Origin of the sequence: Flammeovirga yaeyamensis (genome assembly GCF_018736045.1) — a bacterium.
GTDB lineage: Bacteria > Bacteroidota > Bacteroidia > Cytophagales > Flammeovirgaceae > Flammeovirga > Flammeovirga yaeyamensis.
Map to the genome: position 1 here is coordinate 3318803 of NZ_CP076132.1, position 23704 is coordinate 3342506.

The 23704-nt window shown below is 33.5% G+C and carries 21 protein-coding genes; 6 read left to right on the forward strand and 15 right to left on the reverse strand.

Features of this window, described 5'->3' with window-relative positions; translation table 11 throughout:
- Positions 1-5: 5 nt before the first annotated feature.
- The 4 genes from KMW28_RS13015 to KMW28_RS13030 all read right to left on the reverse strand — a co-directional run bounded on the left by KMW28_RS13015 (position 6) and on the right by KMW28_RS13030 (position 6410).
- A complete protein-coding gene (locus KMW28_RS13015; RefSeq protein ID WP_169663036.1) occupies positions 6-4364 on the reverse strand; it encodes a CusA/CzcA family heavy metal efflux RND transporter in 4359 nt (1452 codons plus the stop codon).
- Between the two features lie 120 nt (positions 4365-4484).
- Positions 4485-4889 carry a hypothetical protein gene (locus tag KMW28_RS13020; protein ID WP_169663035.1) on the reverse strand — a complete coding sequence of 135 codons (405 nt, stop codon included), beginning with the start codon at positions 4887-4889 and terminating at the stop codon, positions 4485-4487.
- Between the two features lie 81 nt (positions 4890-4970).
- Complete coding sequence (locus tag KMW28_RS13025; protein WP_169663034.1) at positions 4971-5297, reverse strand: hypothetical protein; 327 nt, start codon at positions 5295-5297, stop codon at positions 4971-4973.
- Positions 5298-5510: 213 nt separating this feature from the next.
- Entirely contained in the window at positions 5511-6410 is a 900-nt protein-coding gene (locus KMW28_RS13030; protein ID WP_169663033.1) for a hypothetical protein, read from the reverse strand.
- Between the two features lie 125 nt (positions 6411-6535).
- Between KMW28_RS13030 and KMW28_RS13035 the strand changes: the two genes are divergently transcribed.
- The 4 genes from KMW28_RS13035 (at position 6536) to KMW28_RS13050 (ending at position 11597) form a co-directional block, all read left to right on the forward strand.
- The gene (locus tag KMW28_RS13035; RefSeq protein ID WP_066212995.1) at positions 6536-7066 is read left to right on the forward strand and encodes a Crp/Fnr family transcriptional regulator; all 531 of its coding nucleotides are present in this window, start codon (positions 6536-6538) and stop codon (positions 7064-7066) included.
- 96 nt (positions 7067-7162) lie between these two features.
- Positions 7163-7750 (forward strand): DinB family protein, encoded by a 588-nt coding sequence (locus KMW28_RS13040; RefSeq protein WP_169663032.1) that lies wholly within the window; start codon positions 7163-7165, stop codon positions 7748-7750.
- Between the two features lie 262 nt (positions 7751-8012).
- Positions 8013-9767, forward strand: coding sequence for an ABC transporter ATP-binding protein (locus tag KMW28_RS13045; protein WP_205958139.1), 1755 nt, complete (start codon positions 8013-8015; stop codon positions 9765-9767).
- Positions 9768-10085: 318 nt separating this feature from the next.
- Positions 10086-11597 carry a SulP family inorganic anion transporter gene (locus KMW28_RS13050; RefSeq protein WP_169663031.1) on the forward strand — a complete coding sequence of 504 codons (1512 nt, stop codon included), beginning with the start codon at positions 10086-10088 and terminating at the stop codon, positions 11595-11597.
- Positions 11598-11680: 83 nt separating this feature from the next.
- Here KMW28_RS13050 and KMW28_RS13055 read toward each other — a convergent pair whose 3' ends face one another.
- Positions 11681-13987, reverse strand: coding sequence for an outer membrane beta-barrel protein (locus KMW28_RS13055; RefSeq protein WP_169663030.1), 2307 nt, complete (start codon positions 13985-13987; stop codon positions 11681-11683).
- 326 nt (positions 13988-14313) lie between these two features.
- Here KMW28_RS13055 and KMW28_RS13060 point away from each other — a divergent pair, with 326 nt between their 5' ends.
- Entirely contained in the window at positions 14314-14919 is a 606-nt protein-coding gene (locus tag KMW28_RS13060) for an outer membrane beta-barrel protein (RefSeq protein WP_066206231.1), read from the forward strand.
- 75 nt (positions 14920-14994) lie between these two features.
- On the opposite strand, the gene KMW28_RS13065 is transcribed toward KMW28_RS13060, so the two are convergent.
- The 3 genes from KMW28_RS13065 to KMW28_RS13075 form a co-directional block, all read right to left on the reverse strand.
- Positions 14995-15357, reverse strand: a complete 363-nt coding sequence (locus KMW28_RS13065; RefSeq protein WP_066206229.1) for a hypothetical protein — start codon at positions 15355-15357, stop codon at positions 14995-14997.
- A gap of 226 nt (positions 15358-15583) precedes the next feature.
- Entirely contained in the window at positions 15584-16594 is a 1011-nt protein-coding gene (locus tag KMW28_RS13070) for a 2-hydroxyacid dehydrogenase (RefSeq protein WP_066206226.1), read from the reverse strand.
- A 252-nt stretch (positions 16595-16846) separates the two neighbouring features.
- Positions 16847-17620 (reverse strand): MOSC domain-containing protein, encoded by a 774-nt coding sequence (locus KMW28_RS13075; RefSeq protein ID WP_169663029.1) that lies wholly within the window; start codon positions 17618-17620, stop codon positions 16847-16849.
- Positions 17621-17712: 92 nt separating this feature from the next.
- Here KMW28_RS13075 and KMW28_RS13080 point away from each other — a divergent pair, with 92 nt between their 5' ends.
- The gene (locus KMW28_RS13080; RefSeq protein ID WP_066206221.1) at positions 17713-18117 is read left to right on the forward strand and encodes a hypothetical protein; all 405 of its coding nucleotides are present in this window, start codon (positions 17713-17715) and stop codon (positions 18115-18117) included.
- Between the two features lie 85 nt (positions 18118-18202).
- Here KMW28_RS13080 and KMW28_RS13085 read toward each other — a convergent pair whose 3' ends face one another.
- The 7 genes from KMW28_RS13085 to KMW28_RS13115 form a co-directional block, all read right to left on the reverse strand.
- Complete coding sequence (locus KMW28_RS13085; protein WP_169663028.1) at positions 18203-18613, reverse strand: DUF1761 domain-containing protein; 411 nt, start codon at positions 18611-18613, stop codon at positions 18203-18205.
- A gap of 36 nt (positions 18614-18649) precedes the next feature.
- Positions 18650-19303, reverse strand: coding sequence for an SCO family protein (locus KMW28_RS13090; protein ID WP_317171213.1), 654 nt, complete (start codon positions 19301-19303; stop codon positions 18650-18652).
- Entirely contained in the window at positions 19287-19796 is a 510-nt protein-coding gene (locus KMW28_RS13095) for a toxin-antitoxin system YwqK family antitoxin (protein WP_169663027.1), read from the reverse strand. The genes KMW28_RS13090 and KMW28_RS13095 overlap by 17 nt, the downstream gene beginning before the upstream one ends.
- A 55-nt stretch (positions 19797-19851) precedes the next feature.
- Positions 19852-20670 (reverse strand): YHYH protein, encoded by an 819-nt coding sequence (locus tag KMW28_RS13100; protein WP_169663026.1) that lies wholly within the window; start codon positions 20668-20670, stop codon positions 19852-19854.
- 83 nt (positions 20671-20753) lie between these two features.
- Entirely contained in the window at positions 20754-21827 is a 1074-nt protein-coding gene (locus KMW28_RS13105; protein ID WP_169663025.1) for an NAD(P)-binding domain-containing protein, read from the reverse strand.
- A 48-nt stretch (positions 21828-21875) separates the two neighbouring features.
- Positions 21876-22808, reverse strand: coding sequence for a bifunctional metallophosphatase/5'-nucleotidase (locus KMW28_RS13110; protein ID WP_169663024.1), 933 nt, complete (start codon positions 22806-22808; stop codon positions 21876-21878).
- Between the two features lie 5 nt (positions 22809-22813).
- The gene (locus tag KMW28_RS13115) at positions 22814-23545 is read right to left on the reverse strand and encodes a 5'-nucleotidase C-terminal domain-containing protein (protein WP_066206201.1); all 732 of its coding nucleotides are present in this window, start codon (positions 23543-23545) and stop codon (positions 22814-22816) included.
- Positions 23546-23704 lie beyond the last annotated feature (159 nt).

A 23704-nucleotide genomic window follows, 5' to 3' on the forward strand; every position in this document is an offset into this window, starting at 1 on the left:
TCGATTTATTTGTTCATTAGGTACTCTAATTGAATAATTACCTGATTGTAATTATTCACCGTAGTTAAATAGTTGTATTTGATGCCCAAACTCTGATTAATATTCTGGAAAAACTCCACATAATTAATCGCTCCCAAATGATAGCTTTTTTGAGCAAACTCAATAATACGTTCGGCTTGAGGCAATGCTTTTTCTTCGTAATGCCTTAAGCTTCCTTCCAATTGCTGTTTCTGTTGATGCAATCGATAATATTCCCCTTTTAACTCTATGGAATATTGATCGGCGGCGACCTGCGACATCTGTGCTTTCAGTTTTGCTTGATTGATGACCGCTTTTTCTGAGCCGAAGAATAATGGAATTCCTACACCTACTTTCACCCCTTGGAATCTCGTAGATGAACTCGCCGCAGCTCCGTTCTCTAGTATACTTCCGGTCATGGAATTATTGAAATACCCCAACTTTATATTCGGAAGCATTTTGGCGGATGCCACTTTCTTTTCGGCTTCCGATATCTGAATCTCCTGTTTGATCTGATTCAATTTTGGGTGATGCATCAATTGGTCTGTGGATAGAAATTCTTCTATGGATCTTTTCTTTTGAGCATTTGTCTGAAAAGTGAAACCGATAGTATCTTGTAAAAGCACTCTCAACTTATTTTCTTCAATCAAAATATCTGATGATAGTAAGTAAAGGTCGTTTTCAATTTTCATCACCTGAGTTTCTGCAGAGGCCAAGGCTAGATAATTAGTCGCTTGCGTTTCATAACGCACCTGCGCTGCTCGTTGAAATTCTTTGAAGATACTGTCCTGATAATTCATCAATTCCTCTTTCTCCTTAAGATAAGTGAGGGTCTCCCAAGCTTTCTTGATCTCCCGTTTCATCTCACTTTTGGTCAATTCCAAACGGTACTCTGCAGCGCTTACTTTTTCTTTGGCCAACCCTTTTTGCTTACCATAGACGGTGGGGAAATTGAAATTTTGGGTCACCTCAAAACCAAGATCATTGTGGTAACTATTGTACTGACCATAATTGGCATCTAATTGTAATTTATCAATATCAAACGCTCTTTTCTTCTCCACTTCCATCCACTCCACTCCTTTTTGTGCATTGATGATATATCCGTTTTGAATCATGCCAATTTCAACTGCTTCATCTTGTGATTTAATCAATCGATCTTGTGCGTTGACGACATTAAAAAGAGAAGGAATACCAATAAATAAAGTCAACATAGTCAACACTGAAGGTGCCACTTTTATACTCTCTTTCTTTTCCATCATTTGATATAAAACAGGTAAAACAAATAAGGTTAAAAGTGTGGAAGTGATCATTCCTCCGATCACTACAGTGGCCAAAGGTCTTTGTACTTCAGCACCTGCACTAGATGAAATCGCCATAGGTAGGAAGCCTAAAATATCGGTTAACGCTGTTAATAAGATCGGTCGTATTCTTCTTTTAGCTCCTTCAGTAATTCGATCTTTTAAAGGTAGATTTTCATTGGATTTCAACTCATTCCATCCTTCGATTAACACTAAACCATTCAGAACCGCTACGCCAAATAACACGACAAATCCAACACCTGCAGAGATGCTAAAAGGCAAGCCTCTTCCCCATAGTCCGACGACTCCTCCTATACAAGCAAAAGGAATTGCAACATTAATCATAAGGGCTTGTTTCCAAGATTTTAAAGCGATCATCAAAAGAATAAAGATGGACGCTAAAGCCAATGGCACAACAATTTTCAGACGTCTATTGGCTCTTTCTAGGTTTTCGAATTGCCCTCCGTATCTGATAAAATACCCTGGAGGCAAGTCCAATTGTTCATCTAAGATCTGCTGCACATCATTAACGACCGATTGAATATCTCGCCCTCTCACGTTAATACCCACATAGGTTCTTCTTTGGGTATTGTCCCTACTAATTTGCATGGGACCCAACTCATTTTTGATCTCAGCAAGAATGTATAAAGGAATTTGTTTTCCATTCGGTAAAGTGACAAACAATTCTTTTAACTGTTCAATAGAAGAACGTTGGTCTTTTTCGAATCTCACGACCAAATCAAATCGTTTTTCTCCTTCAAAAATTAACCCTGCCGACTTTCCTGCAAATGCCGTTTGAATAAGATCGTTCAGCTGTTGGATATTCATACCATATTGTGCGATCTTTTTTCTATTGTACTTAATGGAGTATTGTGGAAGTCCATCCGTTGCCTCCACTCTCATGTCGCCAATACCTTCTACACCAGCAATTAACTTAGAAATCTCGTTGGCTTTATCCGCTAAAATATTCAGATCTTCCCCAAATAACTTAATGGCAATATCTTCCCTTACACCCGAAATCAACTCGTTAAAACGCATTTCAATAGGCTGGGTAAACTCATAATTAATTCCAGGAACTTGAGATACTTTCTCTTTAATCTTTTGAATCAGTTCTTCTTTGGTTTCCGCTGAAGTCCATTCGGATTTTGGTTTGAGAATGACTAAACAATCGGCTACATCAAATGGCATGGGATCGGTAGGTACTTCTGCAACACCAATACGGCTCATGACCTGCTCGATCTCCGGAAAATTCTCTTTCATGATTTGCTCTACCTGAGTCGTCGCTGCAATACTTTCCTCAAGGGATGATCCCGGTTTTAGGATGACATGATAAGCGATATCTCCTTCATCCAATTGCGTCATAAATTCTCCACCTAGAGAAGAAAAAATCCCGAGAGTAATGCATAACAATACTAAGCTACTTCCAATCACCCACTTCACATTTGATAATGCCTTTGATAAAAGTGGTACATAAAGGTTTTCTAGGTATTTGATAAATTTCGTTCCCCAACCATCACTATTGTTCTCTTTTACTTTTATAAATAAAGAGGACATCATCGGAACGTATGTGAGACATAAAATCATTACACCCAGCATGGCAAACATAAAAGCTAAAGCCATTGGTTTGAACATTTTACCTTCAACGCCTTCTAAAGTAAGGATTGGTGCAAAAACAATGAGGATGATTAACTGACCAAAAAAGGCCGAGTTCATCATCTTAGAAGAGGCTTTGTAAGTGACTTCATCCTTTTGATCAGAGGATAGAAGACCACTACTCCTTAATTTACTGTACATCAAAAAGATGGTGGCTTCTACAATAATTACCGCTCCGTCGACAATAATTCCGAAATCCATGGCACCTAAACTCATAAGGTTGGCCCATACATCAAATTGATGCATCAGAATAAAGGCAAAAAGTAATGATAAAGGGATGGTGGAGGCCACGACGAAACCACCTCTCCAATTGCCTAATAATAGCACTAATACAAAAATGACAATCAGTGCTCCTTCTATTAGATTTTGATATACAGTAGATGTTGTTTTATCAATTAACTTGTTTCTAGCCAAGAATTCTTTGATTTGCACTCCTTCAGGCAGCGATTTTTGGATGAGGTCTACTCTATCTTGAACGGCATGAATTACTTTTCGAGAGTTGGCTCCTTTCAGCATCAAGATCATACCACCAACGGCTTCCCCTTCACCTTCTTTGGTGAGTGCACCGTATCTTACTGCATGACCATATTGCACTTTACCCACATCTTTGATAAGAATAGGTAATCCACCTTGGTTAGCCACAACTATGTTTTCTATATCCTCTATAGATCTCGCCAAACCTTCTCCTCGAATGTAATTGGCTTTATGATTTTTGACGATATAAGCCGCTCCTGAGTTTTGATTGTTTTTTTCTAAAGCCGTGAAGATTTCATCCATAGAAATACCCATTGCATTTAGTTGGTCAGGTCTAATGCTGACTTCATATTCTTTGATGTAGCCCCCAAAAGCATTGACTTCTACCACTCCAGGAACCATAGCCATCTGTCGTCTAATGATCCAATCCTGAATTGTTCGAAGATCTGAAAGGGAATATTTGTCCTTAAATTCTGGAGCAACCTCTAAAGTATACTGATAGATTTCGCCTAGTCCAGTACTAATTGGACCAATAAAAGGTTCTCCAAAACCTTGAGGTATCTTTTCTCTTACTTCAGGTAATTTCTCTGCCACTAATTGTCTTGGAAGATAAGTACCCGCATCGTCATCAAATACTACGGTAACTAAAGAAAGTCCCGATCGGCTGACCGACCTGATCTCTATGACATCCGGTAAGTTTGCCATAGAGAGTTCAATAGGATACGTAATAAATTGTTCAACTTCTTCAGTACCCAAACTAGGGGCCTGAGTAATGATTTGTACTTGGTTATTGGTGATATCAGGTACAGCATCAACAGGTACTTTGGTAATGCTCCAAATACCCGCAATGATCCAGAATATCATCATAACCCCTATCAATAACTTATTCTTTATTGAAAAGGAAATGATCTGATTAATCATTATATATAAAAAAAATAGATGTGTTTGTAGTAATACAAGTAGGTTGAACTCATATTAACATACACTGTAAACGTAAATTTTAAAAAAATAAATGGATGTGATAAGCAAATGAAATCTCGCTTATCTAAGAAAAGATACTGAGTTAGGAGGACCCCGAAGAGTGACATCAGTATATGTGAGTTGTTGCTTTAGTTTTTGATATAAAAACGAAGGTACTTTTTCCTCCGTTTGTTCAATATTTAGGTATTCTTGGAATAGAAAACTAACCACATCAAAAGACTGTACAATTGAATGGGTAAGTTTGTATTGTATTGACTTGACAACATCCTGTGAATTTTCATCATGATGTATTTGTGCTAATAAACATGATAATAACCCATAGAAATTGTCATCACAATTGTCTTTAAAATTAGATGGCGATGAGAGTTGTTGATTGTGCTGACAAGAATACTCATGATCGAGAGCATCATGATGGACATGACCCACCAAGCTATGCAATACAGAGACCGCATAGGCAAAGATCATGAGAAGTAATATAGATATCTTTGTCAGGTTCATTGTTGCAAAGATATAAAAAAACGTAATGCAACAATAAGGCAAATTCAATTATAAGATAGAAATTGATTCTTGTTCAGCACCATAATCTATAGTATCACCTGATTTTTTCCCTTTAAATAAACGATACATAGGTGAATCTGTCGTCATACCTATAATCCTCTTTCCTTGATAAGTAAGGTATGGAAGGTGTGCTCCAACAACGAATATTGAACTTTCGGTTTCGAAAATCACTCCTTTAGAAATTTCATTGAAGGCTTTAATTCTCAATAAGCTTTTGATACGCTTTTTTCTTCTTTCTTTATCTTGGGGTTCCATTCCTGCGTGGTCAATAGCTTGTAACAAGAGTTTGTAGATTTTGGCTTTTCGGCTTATCATAAGTATTACAGTTGGTTCTAATTATAAAACAACTGTAGTACATAAAAGTTTCGAATATGGGTATTGTGCAGGTAATATGAAGTGATTGTGCAATTGGTTCTTGTGTAAAACGAGGATGTCTCAAAATTCAATAAAACCTCGTATCACAAGCCCCGGAATTAATTACAGGACTTGTGATACGAGGTAAAGTGGATAAATGAGATATCCTCTATATTATTTTTTCACCCAAACTTCTACATTATCTGGACCTCTCCAGATGTAGTTGATAGATTTTGAAATGGATGATTTTTCTGGATCATTATGGAAATAAATAGATACAGTTGGTACTTTCATTCCCCATTTAGAAGACATTTTTAAATCGCCTGCTCTCATTAATGCAATTTGAATATACCCTTTAAAAGGATATACCACTAATACGATTTCTCCATTATTCGCTTTCTCCTGAGCAGCAGTGAATGTAGCTTGGTTGCCATCTCCCAACATTTTCCAAGTTTTGTCTGCAGCAATTTTATCATAAGCTTCAGTCATCGTTAGATACTGTCCACCTACATATTCATCTTTAAAGTCATTTGTTTTAAAGATCTCCGTTAAGGCCATAGAAGTAAACTGTCTACATTTACTTGGGTCTATCCCTTTTTGATTACAGTCTCTAAATTCTTTAAGGTGGGTGGTCAAGATTTGATCAATCTCTTGAGGTGTTAAGGATTGTTTCACCTCATCATGTTCTTCTTCTTTTGCGACTAATAAAGCTTCATCAGATTCTATAGTCGCATCTATTTTAGTTAATAAAAAGGAACCTTGTTCAACACCTTCAGTATTTAAATAGACTCCTTTGTACATATAAGAAGCCATCACTTTACCTTGAAATTTCTCCCCATTCTTTTGGTTTAAAATGATCGAACCATCTTCTTTTTGTTCGCCAGATAGTAAGTGTTTTTCTTGAGTGGCTTCAAAAATACAGTACCCCTCGGCTTTCTTATCCTCGCTTAAATTGTATCTGATCCTTACTTTTAATTCTGAATTAATTAAACCTTCGAAGACAAAATCTTGTGCAAAAGAAGGAATCGATAAAAATAGGATCGTAAAAAATGAAATTACTCGTTGGATAGTCATAATTTTAATTAATTGTATGGCTCATGTAGATGAGCAAAAAAATCTGTCGCAAAATACTACTTTTAATTTAGAAATTATTCATTCATTAAAATTAGATGAATAATATCTCTTCAAGCATTTATATCATGAAAAATGATTTTAGAACACTCCTCCATCAATATTTTTCTTTAGGTGAAAATCAAAAAGTCTACCAAAGGGGAAGTTTTATTTTGAAATCGGGGGAGATGGCTTCAAAAATATATTTAATTCATTCTGGTGCGGTTAGGGTGACTTTAGGTGATGAACATGTAATTACTATTCGTCTTGGCTATAAAGGATCAATTATTGCATCGGTCCCATCTTTCTTTAATAATCAGCCTTCGCTTTACGATATTGAAGTGATTAGAAAATGTTCCTTTTCAATACTTGAGAAAAGAGAATTTGAACAACTCATTCAAAATAACATGGAAATGAAGGACCTTTACATCACTGTATTAGAAGATTTGATAAGACAACAATCGGAAAGAGAAATAGACTTGCTAATCAGTACACCACAAGAGCGATATCAAAGAGTATTTGAGAGAAGTCCACAACTTTTCCAGGAAGTCCCCCATAAATACATTGCTCAATACTTAAGAATGTCTCCAGAAACTTTAAGTAGAATAATGAAATCTTGATTCCAATCAAGAATTAGCGTCTCAAATTGTAACATCTTTGTATTATATAAATTTCAAGAAAATCAAAATCATTGCTCACTTCAAAATTTTAGTTTTATGAAAATCCAATACACTGAATTATTCGATCAATTAAAGAAAGATGTACAAAATAATCTTGAAATATTGCAAAATATTACCGATTTCTCCGAAGAAGAGCTCAACAGAAGAAGTCATGAAAAAAGTTGGTCGGTTTTAGAATGTCTCTATCATTTGAATTTATATGGTGAAATCTATATTCCATTACTGAGTGATGCCATCAAAAAATCTGATAAAACACAGAAAAAAAGCTTTAAGAGTGGAATGATAGGAAATTATTTCACTAAGCTGTTATCACCGAAAAATAATATCATAAAGAACCCAATGCCTGCTCCTTCAGATAAAAATCCAATAGGAAATCAATTAGATCTTACAGTTCTGGAGATTAGAAAACAACAACTAGAGGAGTTACAAAGCTTATTGAATCAAAGTGAGGGATTAAATTTAGAAAATATAAAAATTCCAATATCAATTAGCAGGTTTATAAGATTAAAAACAGGTGATACTTTTCGGTTTTTAATAGCCCATGATGCAAGGCACTTTATTCAATGTCAAAATATTATCATTGAAAATGTACCAAATTCTAATTTTGATAAAAAAACAATTTAAGGAATTGAAGGATAACTAGAATTGTGTGAACTATATAAAGAATATGAGGTCATTATTTTTCATCTGTTTAAGAAAAAATTAAATTTGATTAACAATAATAACCCACACAACGCGAAAAAATTACACACAACCCAAATACTAACTGTTAAACACTTTAAGTGTTGAAACCTATCCATTAAAGGATAGGTTTTTTTATTTCATTTATCGAAAATTGGAGTAACTTTATTAAAGGAAATATTTTTTCACTATCCTACAGAACACTTTGAAAGAAAATCAAACTAACCCCAAAAAGGTATCTATTACCAAAGTATTTAAAGATATTGTTTGGCCAAGATGGAAACTACTTTTGATTGGTCTCATCCTAATTATTATCAATCGATTATGTGGACTTGTTTTGCCAGGAGCAAGTAAATATTTAATGGATGATGTGGTCGTCAATAAGGATTTTGAAATGCTTAAAACGGTTGTTATTGCTGTGATATCAGCCATTTTTGTTCAAGCGATAAGTAGTTTTGCATTAACTCGTTTGCTTTCTGTAGAAGCACAACGTTTAATTGCTCAACTTAGAGTAAAAGTTCAAAAACATGTGATGTCTCTCCCTATCAGTTACTTTGATAATACGAAATCAGGTGTTTTGGTTTCTAGAATTATGAGTGATGTGGAAGGCGTTAGAAACTTGGTTGGAACAGGTTTAGTTCAATTGATTGGCGGTTCGATTACCGCTATCATTTCATTTTTTCTTCTTATCAATATTAGCCCTTCAATGACTTTCTTTGTTTTAGTGCCTATTTCCATATTCGGCCTAATTTCTTTGAAGGCATTTAAATTTATCCGACCTATTTTTAGAAAAAGAGGAAAAATAAGAGCTGAGGTTACTGGTAGGTTGACGGAATCGTTAAATGGTGTGAGAATTATTAAAGGGTTTAATGCCGAAGAACAAGAAAATAAGATATTCGAAGCAGGTACTATTCGTTTATACGAGAATGTAAAAAAGAGTTTGACTTCTACTGCGATCATGACCTCTTCTTCTACTTTTCTGCTTGGAGTAGCGTCTACCGGAATTATGGGTATTGGTGGTTATAAAATAATCCAAGGTGAATTATCGATCGGTGATTTCTTGGCTTTTACCTTGTATTTAGGATTCATGATCGCTCCTATTGTTCAAATGAGTAACATTGGGTCTCAATTGACAGAGGCCTTCGCCGGTTTAGATAGAACAGAAGAATTAATGAATCTAAGCGGAGAAAATGATGATGATAAACGAAAAGAAGAAGTACCAAATACTATTCAGGGAAACATTATTTTAAAAGATGTCAATTTCGAATATGAAGAAAATAAAGAAGTTCTTCATGATATAAACATTGAAGCCAAAGCGGGTACAATTACTGCATTAGTAGGTTCCTCTGGGTCTGGTAAAACAACTATTGCTAGTCTTATTGCAAGTTTTCTGAATCCAACTTCTGGTAAAATATTTATTGATGATCAAGACCTTAGATTTGTAGATCTATATAGTTACCGTCAACACTTAGGTGTAGTTTTACAAGACGATTTCTTATTTGAAGGAAGCATAGAAGAGAATATCAAGTTCTCTAACCCAACGGCAACAGAAGAAGAATTTAAAAATGCGGTGGATGCTGCTTACGTAAGTGAATTTACAGATCGTTTTGAAGAAGGACTTCAAACTATCATCGGAGAACGTGGAGTCAAGCTATCTGGAGGTCAACGTCAGAGAGTCGCTATTGCTAGAGCAATTATTGCTGATCCTAAAATTATTATTTTAGATGAAGCCACCTCAAATTTAGATACCGAAAGTGAAGCGCTTATTCAAGAATCGCTTGATCGTTTGATGAAAGGTAGAACCACGATCGTTATCGCTCACAGGTTAAGTACAATTCAAAAAGCAGATCAAATCCTCGTTTTACATCAAGGAAATATCATTGAGCAGGGAACTCATGATGAATTAATTGAAAAAGAAGGACGATATCATCAACTATATAAATATCAAGCTAGAATATAATACACCACTTCACTTTGTTATACACTTAACAATAATAGTCACATAGTACTATAATTTTGATGTTTTTAAAGAAATAAATTGGTTTAGACTTAAATAACTAATAAAAGGTCATTAACATCATCTTATTTATTCACTATGTTATAGAACAATTATAGCTTTTAAGTGATGATAGTCACTGTTTATTTGTTTGTTTTTAAACATTATTGAGTTAATGTGATTTAACTAAAAACATAAATCACTTAATAAGTAAATAGAATTAGTTTGTTTTGCACTCAATTAACACAAATTGTTACCTTATTATTTTCTTTACAACGAATAATGAAAACTAATTCTATATTTAAAAACGTCAATAAAGACTTCCCCGCAAGTATTGTTGTCTTTCTAGTAGCTTTACCCCTATGTTTAGGTATTGCACTCGCGTCTGGAGCCCCACTGTTATCTGGAATTATTTCTGGTATTGTTGGTGGTGTAGTTGTAGCTACTTTTAGTGGATCTGCTATTGGTGTAAGTGGCCCTGCTGCTGGTTTAGCAGTTATTGTATTCCACGCTATAGACGACCTTCATTCTTTTGAAGCATTCTTAATGTCTGTTGTATTAGCAGGTGTTTTACAAATTATACTTGGTTTATTAAAAGCAGGTGTAATTGGTTATTATTTCCCCGCCTCTGTGATTAAAGGGATGTTGACAGGTATTGGTATCAATATCTTCTTCCAGCAAATTCCCAATGCATTAGGATATGTTGGTCCAGCAGATGAATTAACGTTAGCTATGTCTAATGTTTCTACAGGACCCATGATAGTTTGTGCTGTCTCATTATTATTATTAATACTATGGGAAGAACCAATTATTAAGAAGCACAAATTCCTTTCTCAGATCCCCGCTCCTCTAGTTGTTGTTGCCTTTGGTATTGGTTACCATTTATACTTTATCAACAACGGTACATTACAAATTATGCCGGAACAGTTAGTACAAATCCCTGTTATTCATAACTGGGCTGAATTTGTTGCTACCTTCCATTTTCCAGACTTCTCGGCTATCACGAATCCTGAAGTTCATACTATTGCATTTACAATGGCAATTGTTGCTTCACTAGAAACGTTATTATCTGTAGAAGCTGCAGATAAACTAGATCCTCAGCATAGACATACGCCAACCAATAGAGAATTAATAGCACAAGGTACAGGTAATATCGTATCCGGTTTAATTGGTGGTTTACCTATTACGCAAGTTATTGTACGTTCTTCTGTAAATGTAAACTCGGGAGGTACTTCTAAGTTATCGGCCATTTTCCACGGTGTATTATTGTTTGTTTGTGTATTGGCCATTCCAGAAATATTGGATTTTATTCCTTTGGCGTGTCTTGCTGCCATCCTTTTACAAGTGGGTTATAAGTTAGCAAAACCAGCCAACTTCAAAATGATGTTCAATAAAGGTTTAACATCATTTATTCCTTTTATTGTTACTGTAGTTGGTGTTGTATTTACTGATTTATTAGAAGGTATTGCGTTAGGCTTGTTGGTATCTATCGTAGAGATTGTTTACAACTCCATCAAATCGCCTGTTGAAGTAGAATTTAAACCTGAACAACATTCAGTTCCTATTGTTATTGAACTTTCGCATCAAGTTTCTTTCTTAAATAAAGCAAAGATCAAGAAGATTTTAGATCAGGTTCCAAATAATAGAGAAGTGATCATTGACTCATCAAAAAGTCAGTCTTTACACACGGACGTTCAAGAAATGATTGATCAATTTATTAATGAAGAAGCGGTTAAGCGTAACATTAATGCTCGACAAATTGATAACTCTTCTCAGAAAATTAAGCTGGCTTAGAATTTAATTGAGCTCATAAATATAAAAAAGGCCGTTTCTTACGATTAAGAAACGGCCTTTTTGATTTTTATATTCTTTATTGTTTAGCCTCCATAAAATGACCAAGACATACCCAATCGTACTACTGATGGTAAATCTGTAAAACTAGTGGATTCGAATTGTGGAGACCTTGTTTTACTGAACCATGTTCTTGTTTGGAAAACATCTTGTGCGACAACCCACAACTTTCCTTTCCTATTGGCAATATATCTTGACATACTTATATCCACTCCACTTGCAGGAGTAACCGTACCATTGTATTCTATTCTCTCTGAAGTATAATATCCAACCACTCTTAAACGGTAATGATTAAAGAATTTAGCTTTATAGGTTAATTTACCACTCAGCATCCATTCTGAAGTTGGTAAGGTTTCATCAATTCTTTGATTATAGATATCATTATACACGTCCGCTGATAAAATCAAGGATTGATTTTTTGCTAGGTGCCAGTGTACATAAAAGTTAGTCCCTAAAGTGTGTTTATTGACAATATTACCATAAGTGGCAATAATAGTATCACCTTTCGTTTCGTAGACTCTCTCAACACCATCAGTTAGATTTCTATAGAATAAACCTACTCTAGTAGATACTTTTTCTTGTTGGTTGGTTACTTGAATATTTAACTTCTGGAACTTCTGCATCGATAGATTCGGATTACCAAAACTGATAAACAAAGGATTGTTATCATTAATCGTAGGATTTAACGCTCTATCTGATGGAGGAGTTAAACGGAAAGTATAAAAGATATTACCCATCCATTTTTCGTTGAACTTTTTGGATAAGTTGAAATTAGGGTTGATTACCCAAAAGTTATTATTCGTATTAAAAGTAGTGTCCGGTTGAACTATGTTAGACTCTACTTTTGAATTTTCTACAGAAACACCTGCTCTGAAGTTCCAATCGTTATAGAAAGAATATTTCCATGATGTGTAACCCGAGAATCTTTGATTTAAATAATCAGTATCCTGCTTACCTGCTCCCCTTTCGGTTTGAGAACCATCAGTAGCTAAGTTATAAAATGATTCATCAATAGTTTGTACAGTTGTACTATTTCTAAAACCAGTCGTTAATACACTCCTATCGTTAAACGGATGAACATATTTTACAGAAACAAAATAGTTTTGAGATGGTCGACTTCTTTCGGTAATTCTCGCATCGTTGTATTTCCAAGACGAATCCAATAAATACTCTGTATTTGTAGTATTACCATTATATTGTTCAAATTCATCCATAGAATAGCGTAATCGCACTTGGAACTTCCTACCTTCTTGCATGAAGTTTTTATCATAATTCAGCTGTGCTCTAATTCTATCCGAATTTCTTTTGTTAAGGATGGTTCTATAATTATTTCTATAGTTTGGATCTCCAACTACATTAAATAAATATTCATTTTCATCACCTCTATTATCTTGTTCTTTGCGTTGGTAGCTGACGTTAAATCTAATTTTATCATTAGGAGAAAAGGCATAAGTTGAGTTCCAATTCACATGATAGTTCGTTGTTTTATATAAATCATCTCGAGTAGACGAACGCTGATTATTATTATAGTTTAATCGTTCGTTTTCTCTATAATAATTCATTTCCTGATGTCTATAACCTGCGTTGATGGAAGACGACCATCTATTTTTAGACATAGAGTAATTTATGTTCGCTTTGTGCTGTGTTGGCGAACCTCCTTCTATTAAAGCTCTAAGGTGATTACCCAATTTCACATCTTCTTTTAAAACAATATTAATTGCAGCAGTGGCCGAAGTAAACTCTGCAGGTGGATTATTAAGTAACTCCACTCTATCAATTAATTGCATTGGAATATCTTCCAAAGGATTCTCGATATCCGTTTCTTCACCGTTTACTAAAATCACCACACTTTCGCCATTAGCCGATACTTCTCCATTTTCATCCATTGAAATAGAAGGCATTGAAGAAATGATATCTTCCATGTCTGTACCCCCATCGGAATCTACATTGAAACTCATACCTTCCGAGGTCATGTTTACATTTTCTCGTTCGGCAGTTACGGTAACACCTTCTAATTCCGTTACCGTTGATTCCAGTTTTATCTTACCTAGTGATACATTTAGATCATCATTGATATTCAATGCTCTTTCGAAATGCTTATAGCCGGTAAATAAAAATCGGATGACGTAGGTATCCTTTTGAGTGACTTCAAGATCAAAATTTCCGTCAAAATCAGTAATAGTCATTGATAGGATGCTATCATTTTTTACCAATGCTACATTAACATATGGTAGAGGGTCTTCGTTATCTTGGTCTAGTACAACACCTGTTATATGTTGTGCGTGAGAAGTAAACACACATAAGTGAAACAATATAAGTAGTAAATATCTCATTATTTAGTTTAAAAATTATAAGTCACAATTTGTTAGCTTTTTTGGGGAGAATTGTATCCCTCAGTAAAATTTATGGCAAAATACAATAAAGTTAGTTAAATACACACCCTCTTGTGATTTGTTTAAATTTGAAAATAATCATTGGTAATGTTTCAAAAAATGAAAAATCTATTCTGAAGAAAATCGTAATTGTAAATTAATCGTAATAATTATGTGATAAAATATTAAAAAGTTAAAGATTTTAACCGTGTTCTTTATCTTTGTGATGTTATCTCTTTTTTAAGACTTCTGGGGGATACACTTTAAGAATCAGAATTTTATTAGCTATGACTAAACTCCTTTTAAAGTTAAGTTTCACTTTAGGGTTACTAATAATTATATCAAATAGTGTTTTCGCACAAAAAAAACATCAATTTTTTGCGGGTTACACTAGTGCACATTCAGTAGGTGATGAAAATACCATCGACTTGAAAGGGGCTGAAATTGGTTGGTTTTATCAAATTGGCAATTCAAACTTTAACACTGGATTAGGGGTAGGTTATTTATCATCTGGAAAATCTACTCAAAATGGTATGATTGGTAATGGACTTATATCAACTAATCTAAAGAATATAGCCATTGTACCTATTGATCTAAAGTTTAATTATACTATTCATTCCGGTCGCTTTTTAACTCCATATTTTGGGTTAAATTTCAGTGCCTATTATATGACTAACGATATATATATTTCCCCACTAATGGATTTTGGACCTACCTATTCTACCACTATGTCTTATTGGAAGTACGGTTTAAAACCAGAAGTTGGTGTACGATCAAAAGTATTTAACACCATCAATTTCTATGGTGCTGTAGAATATAACCACCTATTTGATGAAGAAAGTGAATATTTAAACCTTAGATACTTAAGTTTAAAAGTAGGATTGATATTTTAAATCATTAAAAACTTTATATAAAAAATGCCGATACATTGTTAAGTGTATCGGCATTTTTATTTACATCAATAAATATTACATCGCGTACTCATTGATTGGCTTGATAAACGACAGTTTACCATTTTTATATTTTAATAGATCTTTACGACCTCTGTTTAAAGCAACTCCTTCATAATCAGCAATGATTAATTTTTTACTCCCTTCACCTTTCACAGATAGTGTGATAAATTTAAATGGTGAATCTTCTGGAGTAATGATGATAGTTTCTTTTCCTGCTTTTAATTTTTCTTTGATATAATCAAGGTAAGGATATAGATAATCACTTTCATCAAGTCTCCTTTTTTGCATGTATTGTCTTGTTTTGATTACAACACCTGTAGTAAGTGCTGCTCCCGCTGCGATTGCAGTAACTAATGCAGTTGCTTGTCTTTTTTTCATATCTATATTTAAGTTTTTTGGTTTATCTTATTTCTATTTAAGATACGAGGAAAAGAAGTATTTGTTTACAAAAAACCATTAATTATTTTGATATAGATTATCAATTTTAACATTAATTACATTTCACCAATCAAACAAGGCGTTTAAGATCAAACACTTACCATATAAACACAAAAAAACGCTTCAATTTCTTGAAGCGTTAACATATCTTATTTCACTATAAAAATTATCCCTTTATAGCTTCTGATCCTACTTTGTTGACCAACTCTTCGCCATTTTCATAAGCGGTTAAGTTACCCAATGTTACTCTTGCAATTTGTGTTAATGCTGTATCAGTAAAGAAGGCTTGGTGACCTGTTACTAAAACATTAGGGAAAGACATCAAATTCAACATTTTTTCGTCTCTAATCAAAGTCTCTGATAAATCTCTGAAGAATAATTTTTCTTCTTGCTCATATACATCAATTCCCAAGTATCCCAAATGACCTTTAGCTAACGCTCTAATCGCTGCTTCAGTATCAATTAATCGACCTCTTGATGTATTGATCAACATTGCTCCTTTCTTCATTCTCCAAATTGTATGATCATTAATAATATGATGCGTTTGTGGAGTTAATGGACAGTGTAATGAAATAATATCAGATTGTTCTAACAGCTCATTTAGAGTAACATATTTAAGTAGTTTACTTTTCTCTAAATCTTTGTTAGGGTATAAATCAAAACCAATCACTTTACAACCTAAACCTTTCATGATATTGGCGAAAATTTGTCCGATTTTACCAGTACCAATAACACCAACAGTTTTACCATGAATATCAAAACCCGTTAAACGGTCTAATGAAAAGTTACCTTCACGAACTCTGTTGTAAGCTTTATGCGTTTTTCTATTTAGAGTAAGAATTAACGCTAATGTATGTTCGGCAACTGCATATGGAGAATAAGCAGGTACTCTCAATACGGCAATATTGTGCTTTTCTGCTTCTTCAAGGTCAACGTTATTAAAACCTGCACATCTAAGTGCGATCACTTTAATATTAAAACCTGCAAGGATACCAATCGTCTCAGCATCAACCACATCGTTTACGAATACACAAACGGCATCAAAACCATTGGCTAACTGAGCTGTCTTTACTCTTAATCTTGATTCAAAGAATACTAATTCGTGTGTGGTATTAATTCCTTCTAGTTTAAAGAATTCTTTATCGTATGACTTGGTTCCAAATACAGCAACTTTCATATATTGATTGTTTTATTATTTGATTTAAATTCTATGTAAAATTAAAAGTTTTTTTTGAATTACAACGATGATTATCACCCTTTTATAAACTTAAAATAGACACTTAAAATTGATATATATACTCTATATCAAAAAAGTAAGGTTACACTTTAAAGTCTATCAGTAACTTATAAAAATGTGATTATGGCACTTAATGTTAAATATTTTATGAAAAGTTTTTGGTTAAAACTCTTCAATTATTTCAACATTAACCTACAAAGTGATTTGATCTCCTGTTTTTAAGATTTTACCAATCGATTCTTCTGGAATATTAAGAACAATGCCGCACATATAAGCATGTGCATAAAGCGGATGATCCAAAAGTTGAGGCTGTAACTTTGTTCTTTCTTGTACAAATGTTTTTTGAAAACCTCTCATGACCTCTGAAGTATAAGAATTTCTTGTGGGTACAGGACAACGTTCACAAGGTTTATAAGCGTTTAATCGAATTGAATTACTAAAGATTCCCTTTGGATGTTCTTTATCTATTCCAATCCACTCATCTTCTTCAAAGGCTCTTTCAGTTGAAATAATTAGATTCATTCTCATTCTTCTAATTACCTCTTCTTCGGGTAAATCATATAATTGGGAGGTCCATTGAATGGTTTTATCTGATATTAAAGAAGCCCCAACATTTCCTCCACTGTGATCGGGGAATCCAGTTTGAGGATTTCCTTTTACTTCTACCGATTCTTCAAAATAATCTGATAAAAACTGATTCAGAATATGGATATCATCTTCTAATGAGAAAAATTGAGTTGTAGCTTCTGATCTTAATTCAACACTCTTGGTGTTTAAATCAAATTTTGCTCTTAATTGATGAACTGCAGGGTACTTTTTGCCATTAACTGTTCTCCCATCACTTTTTCTGAAAATCCCCCATCTCCTATCAAATTCTAAGGTTTTACCCTCAGTAATTTCAACTTGATCTACAGCAATAGGATCTAAAGATTTAATAGGATATATGTTTATTTGTTTAATTTCCATGATTACTTCAATAATATGACCTTTTTTAACATTATCAACGAATCTCTATGTTATGTAATACGTATAATAGATAAACCACAACTATTAAAACCATGAAGCATTTAATTCTAAAGAAGGAAATCCACCTTGGTTACTCATTAATAGTACCAGAAGTTTCAAAGATGCCAATTTCATTAAATGACTTGTTATCCTATATGAACTTCCCTATTAATGAATTATCACATGAAGTAGTACGACATGTGATGCTCCAAAGTAAAAATGATGATTCATTTGATGAACGCATTTTTGAAAAAAAGATGTCTGTTGATGACATTTTAAAACAAGCAAATTATCAATTCATTTACAATCTAAATGATGAAAAATTTGCAGAACAACATCTCGATGAGGTAAATGCCGCATGGGATGATTTTCTTGAGAAAATAACCCAAGGCTTGATGATGTTGAGATATAGCATTTTAGAGGCAGTAGCTCAACAGAAACAACGCTTATATTCCTAAATATAATTGCTGTGCATAGATATTATGCAAAATAAAAAGGCTGTTGTAGAATACGATTATTTCGTGATTTACAACAGCCTTTTATTTATTGCCATGCTCCGATAATAGCACCTTCAATAGTTAAAAACAAAATCTGATAACCGGCATCTATCAACCATAATTTTATTGAGCGACGTTGATAGAGGTAATTAATTCCCATAGAAGTGCCTACAAACATTAATCCTACCATTAAACCATGAAAAGCTCCTAAAGTTGCATCTAAACTCTGTCCGGAATGTGCATTAAACATAGCTAATCCAAATGAAGTTATTAGCATTAGAACGAAACTACTGCCAAAAATTAAAGGCATATTCGCTTTTTGAAGATATTCATCAGTAAAGCCCAATTCTTTTTGCCAAGCTTTTCCAAAAATTGCAGAATACCAGATGGCTCCTAAAATAAATGCTGCAATAGCTGCGACAAATACAGCTAAGAAGTTGATGTTCTCAAAGTTCATAGTAGATAATATCAATTAAACAATGCTTTCAATATACTAAAAAAATTGAGTCTGTTCTTCTTGTAATGCATTAATATCTTGAATTAACTGTTTCATTTCCAATCGTAACGTCCCATTATAGATACCTCTAATTCTTTGTTTTTGATCTACGAGTATCACATGTTCAGTATGGAGAAATTCTGTAGAATCTTTTGTAAAGCCAAGGTCTTCTTCAGCAAAATAAGATGTTCTTGCTAGAGAATATATTTCAGACTTTTTACCCGTTAGAAAATGCCAATTATCCGATTTGATATTATTCTTTTCGGTGTATTCTTTTAAAACTTCAACATTATCTATCCAAGGAGTCACAGAAAATGAAAGAATATTCACACTATTATCATCTTCAAACTGATGATGGACTATTTTCATATTTTCCGTCATCACCGGACAAATACTTCCACAGCTAGTGAATATGAAATTCGCTATATGAATTTTATTTTGAATGGTACTTTTAGAGATACTTTGGTTGTTTTGATTTTTCATTTCAAAATCACCAATATGATGCGTGATAACATCAGCGACTCTCTCTTCCTTATCAATGAATATGGGCGAAAAATCTGGAGTATTGTAAAAGGGTAAAGTCAACTTTGGCTTTTCACAACTACTAATTGATATGAACAATAATAAAAACAAACTAAAATTTTTCATCATAAACATTTATACAATTTTTAGTCCCTAATAAACCAAATCGTCTCCCGTCTTTCTTTACATAATTGGCTTTGATTTTCCCGTTATCATACCAGATTTTCTGGGAGCCTTCTTCTTGTCCATTGACATAATTCTGATCACGTATTAATTGTCCAGACAAATTCCAAGCTTTACAATTCCCGTGGTATAGATCATTTTCTAAATGATATAGAAATTGTGTTTTATGATTATGATAGTAGCCAATATGTACTCCTTCTTTTTTACCATCAATAAAATATCTTTTTTCCTTTAAAGTATTTTGAGGATAAAATTTTCTCCACTCACCATCCTTTTTACCTTGATGATAACTCCTCACTTTTAAAGTATCGGTAATGTTTGGGTACACCCAATAAATTTGTCCAGAGTACAATTCACCATCAACATAACAGTTCCCTCCTTTTAAAACAATTTGATGATTATCAGCAAGAATCATATGATTAATTCTTGCTGATGTCACTATTTTATTTTCTAAGGATGAGTTGCATGAAAACTGAAGTAGACAAAAGAAAATACTAATCAGTAGATGTACCTGGCGTACCATAATATCCATTTCCGTTAATGTAAGGAGCCTCTGATGTTACATGATAATGATAGGTGCCATCAGGATAATCTTCTGTTGCATGAGTGTGACCATGGTAATCGTCTAAATCATCATTAATTACTGCACTACCATTTTCCATTGGTCCATACACTGGGAATCCATCTAAAAGGAAACCTAACAATCCTTCCCTGCCAATTGTATCCTGAGCCGTTAAAAATGTTGGCTCTAAATGATAATGATATACACCCACATTTTGTGGGTGACCATTGTATTGATCAAAAGAATAAATTTCGTTAGTCAAAGGTTGATTATTTGGACCAGCATACTGGTTATAAAACGCCACTCCATTTAAAGCAATACCCATAGTTCCTAATTGTGTTTCTTGATGATTAGAAGCTTCTGTTGGATTTAAAGGTATTTTTACTGTTCTATCTACTGAGGCAATTACATTAGGGTTCTTTGCGAAATCCTGATTATTATATGCTTCATACCTTTCCGAGGCCCATTCTGTATTTTGATAATATGGGCTATTGTGATCAGGAATTCCTTCCATTTCGATAACCACCATGTCATTTTCTAAATAAATATCTGTGGCTCCATAAATTTTCTTGTATACATCTGGAACATCTGCAGTTGGTGTTTCATCATCCTGATCATCAGATGAATCATCACTGTTTTGATCACTTGGTAAGGTGGTAGGCGTAGTGTTATCAGCCTCTTCTGAGTCACTGCATGCAAAAAATAAAGTAGTCGATAATATCAATAATGATATGCATTTAAATAATTTCATAGAGTAGTTTTAAGAAATAAATAATAAGTTATATTCAGTATAGAGTGTATTTGGGAAGTTGTACTCAATATTTGTAAAAAAAATTACAATACGGTATCAAATTCGTCGTAATTAAGTAAATAAAGAGAGATTTCTTCTACTGTTTTCTGTGCTGTTTTACCAACCCCATAAATTGTTGCAGAAGAGTACCCCGTCCAATCACCATATCCTACAGCCCATAATCCTTCATGTCCAAGAATTTTGGTACCGCATGTTTTAATTTTATAGCCATCAACAATTTCTAGACTTTTGAGAAAAGAGAAATTTGGTCTAAATCCAGTACACCAAATAACAGCATCAAAAGGTTCTTCTATTTTATCTTCCCACATTACTCCCCTTTCTGTAAAAGTAAATGTAGATCTTCGTGAGGTAAGATCACCTCTATCTCTAGCTAGTTTCACCTCCTCCAACATTACAATATCACCAAGCAATTGTTTTTGCTTTATCTTTTCCTCATCAGGATAATCTTTATTCGCTAAGTCAAAAAGATAACGACCATCGACATCATCAGGCAAAAATTTAGGAGGCACTTTGGTTGCCCATTGTACTTTTTTTGATTTAGAGACTTCAGAAACAATTTGTGCTGCACTATTACCCCCACCAACAATCAAAATATTATCTCCTTTAAGCTGATTAATATTTCTGTAGTAAAAAGAATGTAGAATCTGTCCTTTATAATCTCTTATACCTTCGTATTTAGGTATATAAGGAGTACTTGTAGCCCCCGTACAGGCCACGACAATTTTAGAAACAATTTTTTCCTTTCCAGTATTAATAATGTAGTTTTTTCCAGACTTCTCAACATTGTGTACTGTTACTCCTCTTTCAATAGGCATGTCGTACCTCTTTTCATAATTAGACAAGTAATTTACAAATTCGTCTTTACTCGTATATTTTATATTTTGAGGAGTAGGAATCATCCAACCTGATAATGAAGAATAAATTCCTGGTGAAAAAAGTAAAAGTGAATCCCAACCTCTTGTCCATGAACCTCCAGGTTGGTCATTTTCATCAATTATCAGATAGTCGATACTGAGCATTTGTAGATAATATGCAACAGAAAGGCCGGCTTGACCTCCTCCTATTATTATTACATCAAAACTTCTCTGTTCGCTCATAGATTCACTTTTTGATCTTTTTTGTGATATTTTGATCACATATACTTTTTATACCACAGGGTAACTATCATAGTTATCTGAAGAATAAGCAATTTTTTTGCCGTTATCGAAATAAAAGTCCAATCTACCTACTTTAATACCGGCATAACCTACTTGTGTAATGAGAACATCTTTACCATCAAGATTCTTTCTGATGGTAGGTTCATCTAAAAAAGTATGAGAATGTCCTCCAATAATAACATCTATATCTTTGGTTTGTTCTGCAAGGTGTAAATCATCCTCCTCTCCATCAATATAAGCCTTATAACCAAGGTGTGAGAGGCAAACAACTAAATCGCATTTTTCTTCATGCTTTAACTTTTGACTGTATTCTTGAGCGGCTTCAATACCACTACTCCAAACCGTTTCTTGATAACAAGCCTTAGAGACCAAACCATCTAGTTTTATGCCTATTCCAAAAACTCCTATTTTAATTCCACCCTTATTAAAAATTTTATAGGGTTTGGTTTTACCGTCCATAGAAGTATTGGTAAAATCATAATTAGCTATTAAAAAAGGAAATTCTGCATGAGGCAGCATATTAGATAAACCATCTACTTTATTGTCGAAATCATGATTTCCTAAAGTGGCGGCATCATATTTTAGCATACTCATCGACTTGAATTCTATTTCTCCCTTGAAGAAATTAAAATAAGGAGTTCCTTGAAAAATATCTCCTGCATCTAAAAGTAAAACTTGATCCTCTTCTGCTCTTATTTTATCTACAAATGTTTTTCTCCTGGAGACACCTCCCATATTAGGGTATTTTTTATGTTTCTCAGGAAATGGATCAATCTGACTATGCGTATCGTTTGTATGTAATATTGTCAATTTTACCGGCTTATTTGGTAAAGCTAAAGACTCTAAAGGCATTAAAAATCCCAAACTAGTTAAAGCTGTAGATTTCGATAATATTTTTACAAATTCTCTTCTTGTTTTCATGATGATTATTTAACGTAATACAGTCTTTTATTATGCTCTACCTTTATAACTTTTTTTGCTTTACAATAGTCGATAATTGAATCTCTAATTAAAAGATCCGTTTTTACCATTTTTGATCCCTTTTGGAAAAAAAACATTTGATCTCCACCTGTATACAAGTAATCTGATGTTACCACTTTATATTCTTTATTGGGATCAAATTTCTTCCCATTTATCATCGGGTGAATAGGCTTTTTATTCTTAATTCCTAAAGTTAAACCATTGGTAGGTTCTTGGAATTTTGCTAAATACTCAAACATTTCAGTCATTGCTTCTCCTTTCATAGTTACAATAACTAACATATTATCAAATGGCATTAATTTGAACGCACTTCTGTTTGTAATATCACCTTTATATATGGGTGCTCTTAAACCTCCATTGTTCATAACAACTAGATCAGCGTCAAATCCATTTTTCTTGACAATATCCAAACTTAAATCACACAAAAAATTCCCTAACAGGTTATTTGGTTTTGAAATAACTAAATCCTCATCTACAGTGGCGATCACTTGATTCATTTCTTTATCAAGCTTTGTTTTATAAGGGTCGATGAAAGAATTCATCTCTTTATTATCCGAAATTTCTTGATTTATTAGGTTTGATTTAAAATCAACTTGATTTAATGAAACTTTTTCTTGTTTACATGCTGTTATAGAAAATATAAACAAGGAAAAAATTAAAAGAACTCTTTGATACATGCTCGGTATATTTATAATTACACTCACAGAAGTTAAGAAAATTTAAATTAGTAAAGATCAATAATGATATTTTTTTGATTCCAACATCAAATTAATAGCATTTTATAAAGAATAAGGTTAATTTGCATAACTTTATGTAATAACATTCGTTAACAAACG

Coding starts and splice junctions, on each gene's coding strand:
- KMW28_RS13020 (WP_169663035.1), bottom strand. CDS start 4,889: ATGATCTTTGCCTATGCGGTCTCTGTATTGCATAGCTTGGTGGGTCAT.
- KMW28_RS13110 (WP_169663024.1), bottom strand. CDS start 22,808: ATGAAAACAAGAAGAGAATTTGTAAAAATATTATCGAAATCTACAGCT.
- KMW28_RS13040 (WP_169663032.1), top strand. CDS start 7,163: ATGAAAATCCAATACACTGAATTATTCGATCAATTAAAGAAAGATGTA.
- KMW28_RS13030 (WP_169663033.1), bottom strand. CDS start 6,410: ATGACTATCCAACGAGTAATTTCATTTTTTACGATCCTATTTTTATCG.
- KMW28_RS13090 (WP_317171213.1), bottom strand. CDS start 19,303: ATGATGAAAAATTTTAGTTTGTTTTTATTATTGTTCATATCAATTAGT.
- KMW28_RS13080 (WP_066206221.1), top strand. CDS start 17,713: ATGAAGCATTTAATTCTAAAGAAGGAAATCCACCTTGGTTACTCATTA.
- KMW28_RS13070 (WP_066206226.1), bottom strand. CDS start 16,594: ATGAAAGTTGCTGTATTTGGAACCAAGTCATACGATAAAGAATTCTTT.
- KMW28_RS13055 (WP_169663030.1), bottom strand. CDS start 13,987: ATGAGATATTTACTACTTATATTGTTTCACTTATGTGTGTTTACTTCT.
- KMW28_RS13075 (WP_169663029.1), bottom strand. CDS start 17,620: ATGGAAATTAAACAAATAAACATATATCCTATTAAATCTTTAGATCCT.
- KMW28_RS13060 (WP_066206231.1), top strand. CDS start 14,314: ATGACTAAACTCCTTTTAAAGTTAAGTTTCACTTTAGGGTTACTAATA.
- KMW28_RS13025 (WP_169663034.1), bottom strand. CDS start 5,297: ATGATAAGCCGAAAAGCCAAAATCTACAAACTCTTGTTACAAGCTATT.
- KMW28_RS13115 (WP_066206201.1), bottom strand. CDS start 23,545: ATGTATCAAAGAGTTCTTTTAATTTTTTCCTTGTTTATATTTTCTATA.
- KMW28_RS13065 (WP_066206229.1), bottom strand. CDS start 15,357: ATGAAAAAAAGACAAGCAACTGCATTAGTTACTGCAATCGCAGCGGGA.
- KMW28_RS13085 (WP_169663028.1), bottom strand. CDS start 18,613: ATGAACTTTGAGAACATCAACTTCTTAGCTGTATTTGTCGCAGCTATT.
- KMW28_RS13105 (WP_169663025.1), bottom strand. CDS start 21,827: ATGAGCGAACAGAGAAGTTTTGATGTAATAATAATAGGAGGAGGTCAA.
- KMW28_RS13015 (WP_169663036.1), bottom strand. CDS start 4,364: ATGATTAATCAGATCATTTCCTTTTCAATAAAGAATAAGTTATTGATA.
- KMW28_RS13050 (WP_169663031.1), top strand. CDS start 10,086: ATGAAAACTAATTCTATATTTAAAAACGTCAATAAAGACTTCCCCGCA.
- KMW28_RS13035 (WP_066212995.1), top strand. CDS start 6,536: ATGAAAAATGATTTTAGAACACTCCTCCATCAATATTTTTCTTTAGGT.
- KMW28_RS13100 (WP_169663026.1), bottom strand. CDS start 20,670: ATGAAATTATTTAAATGCATATCATTATTGATATTATCGACTACTTTA.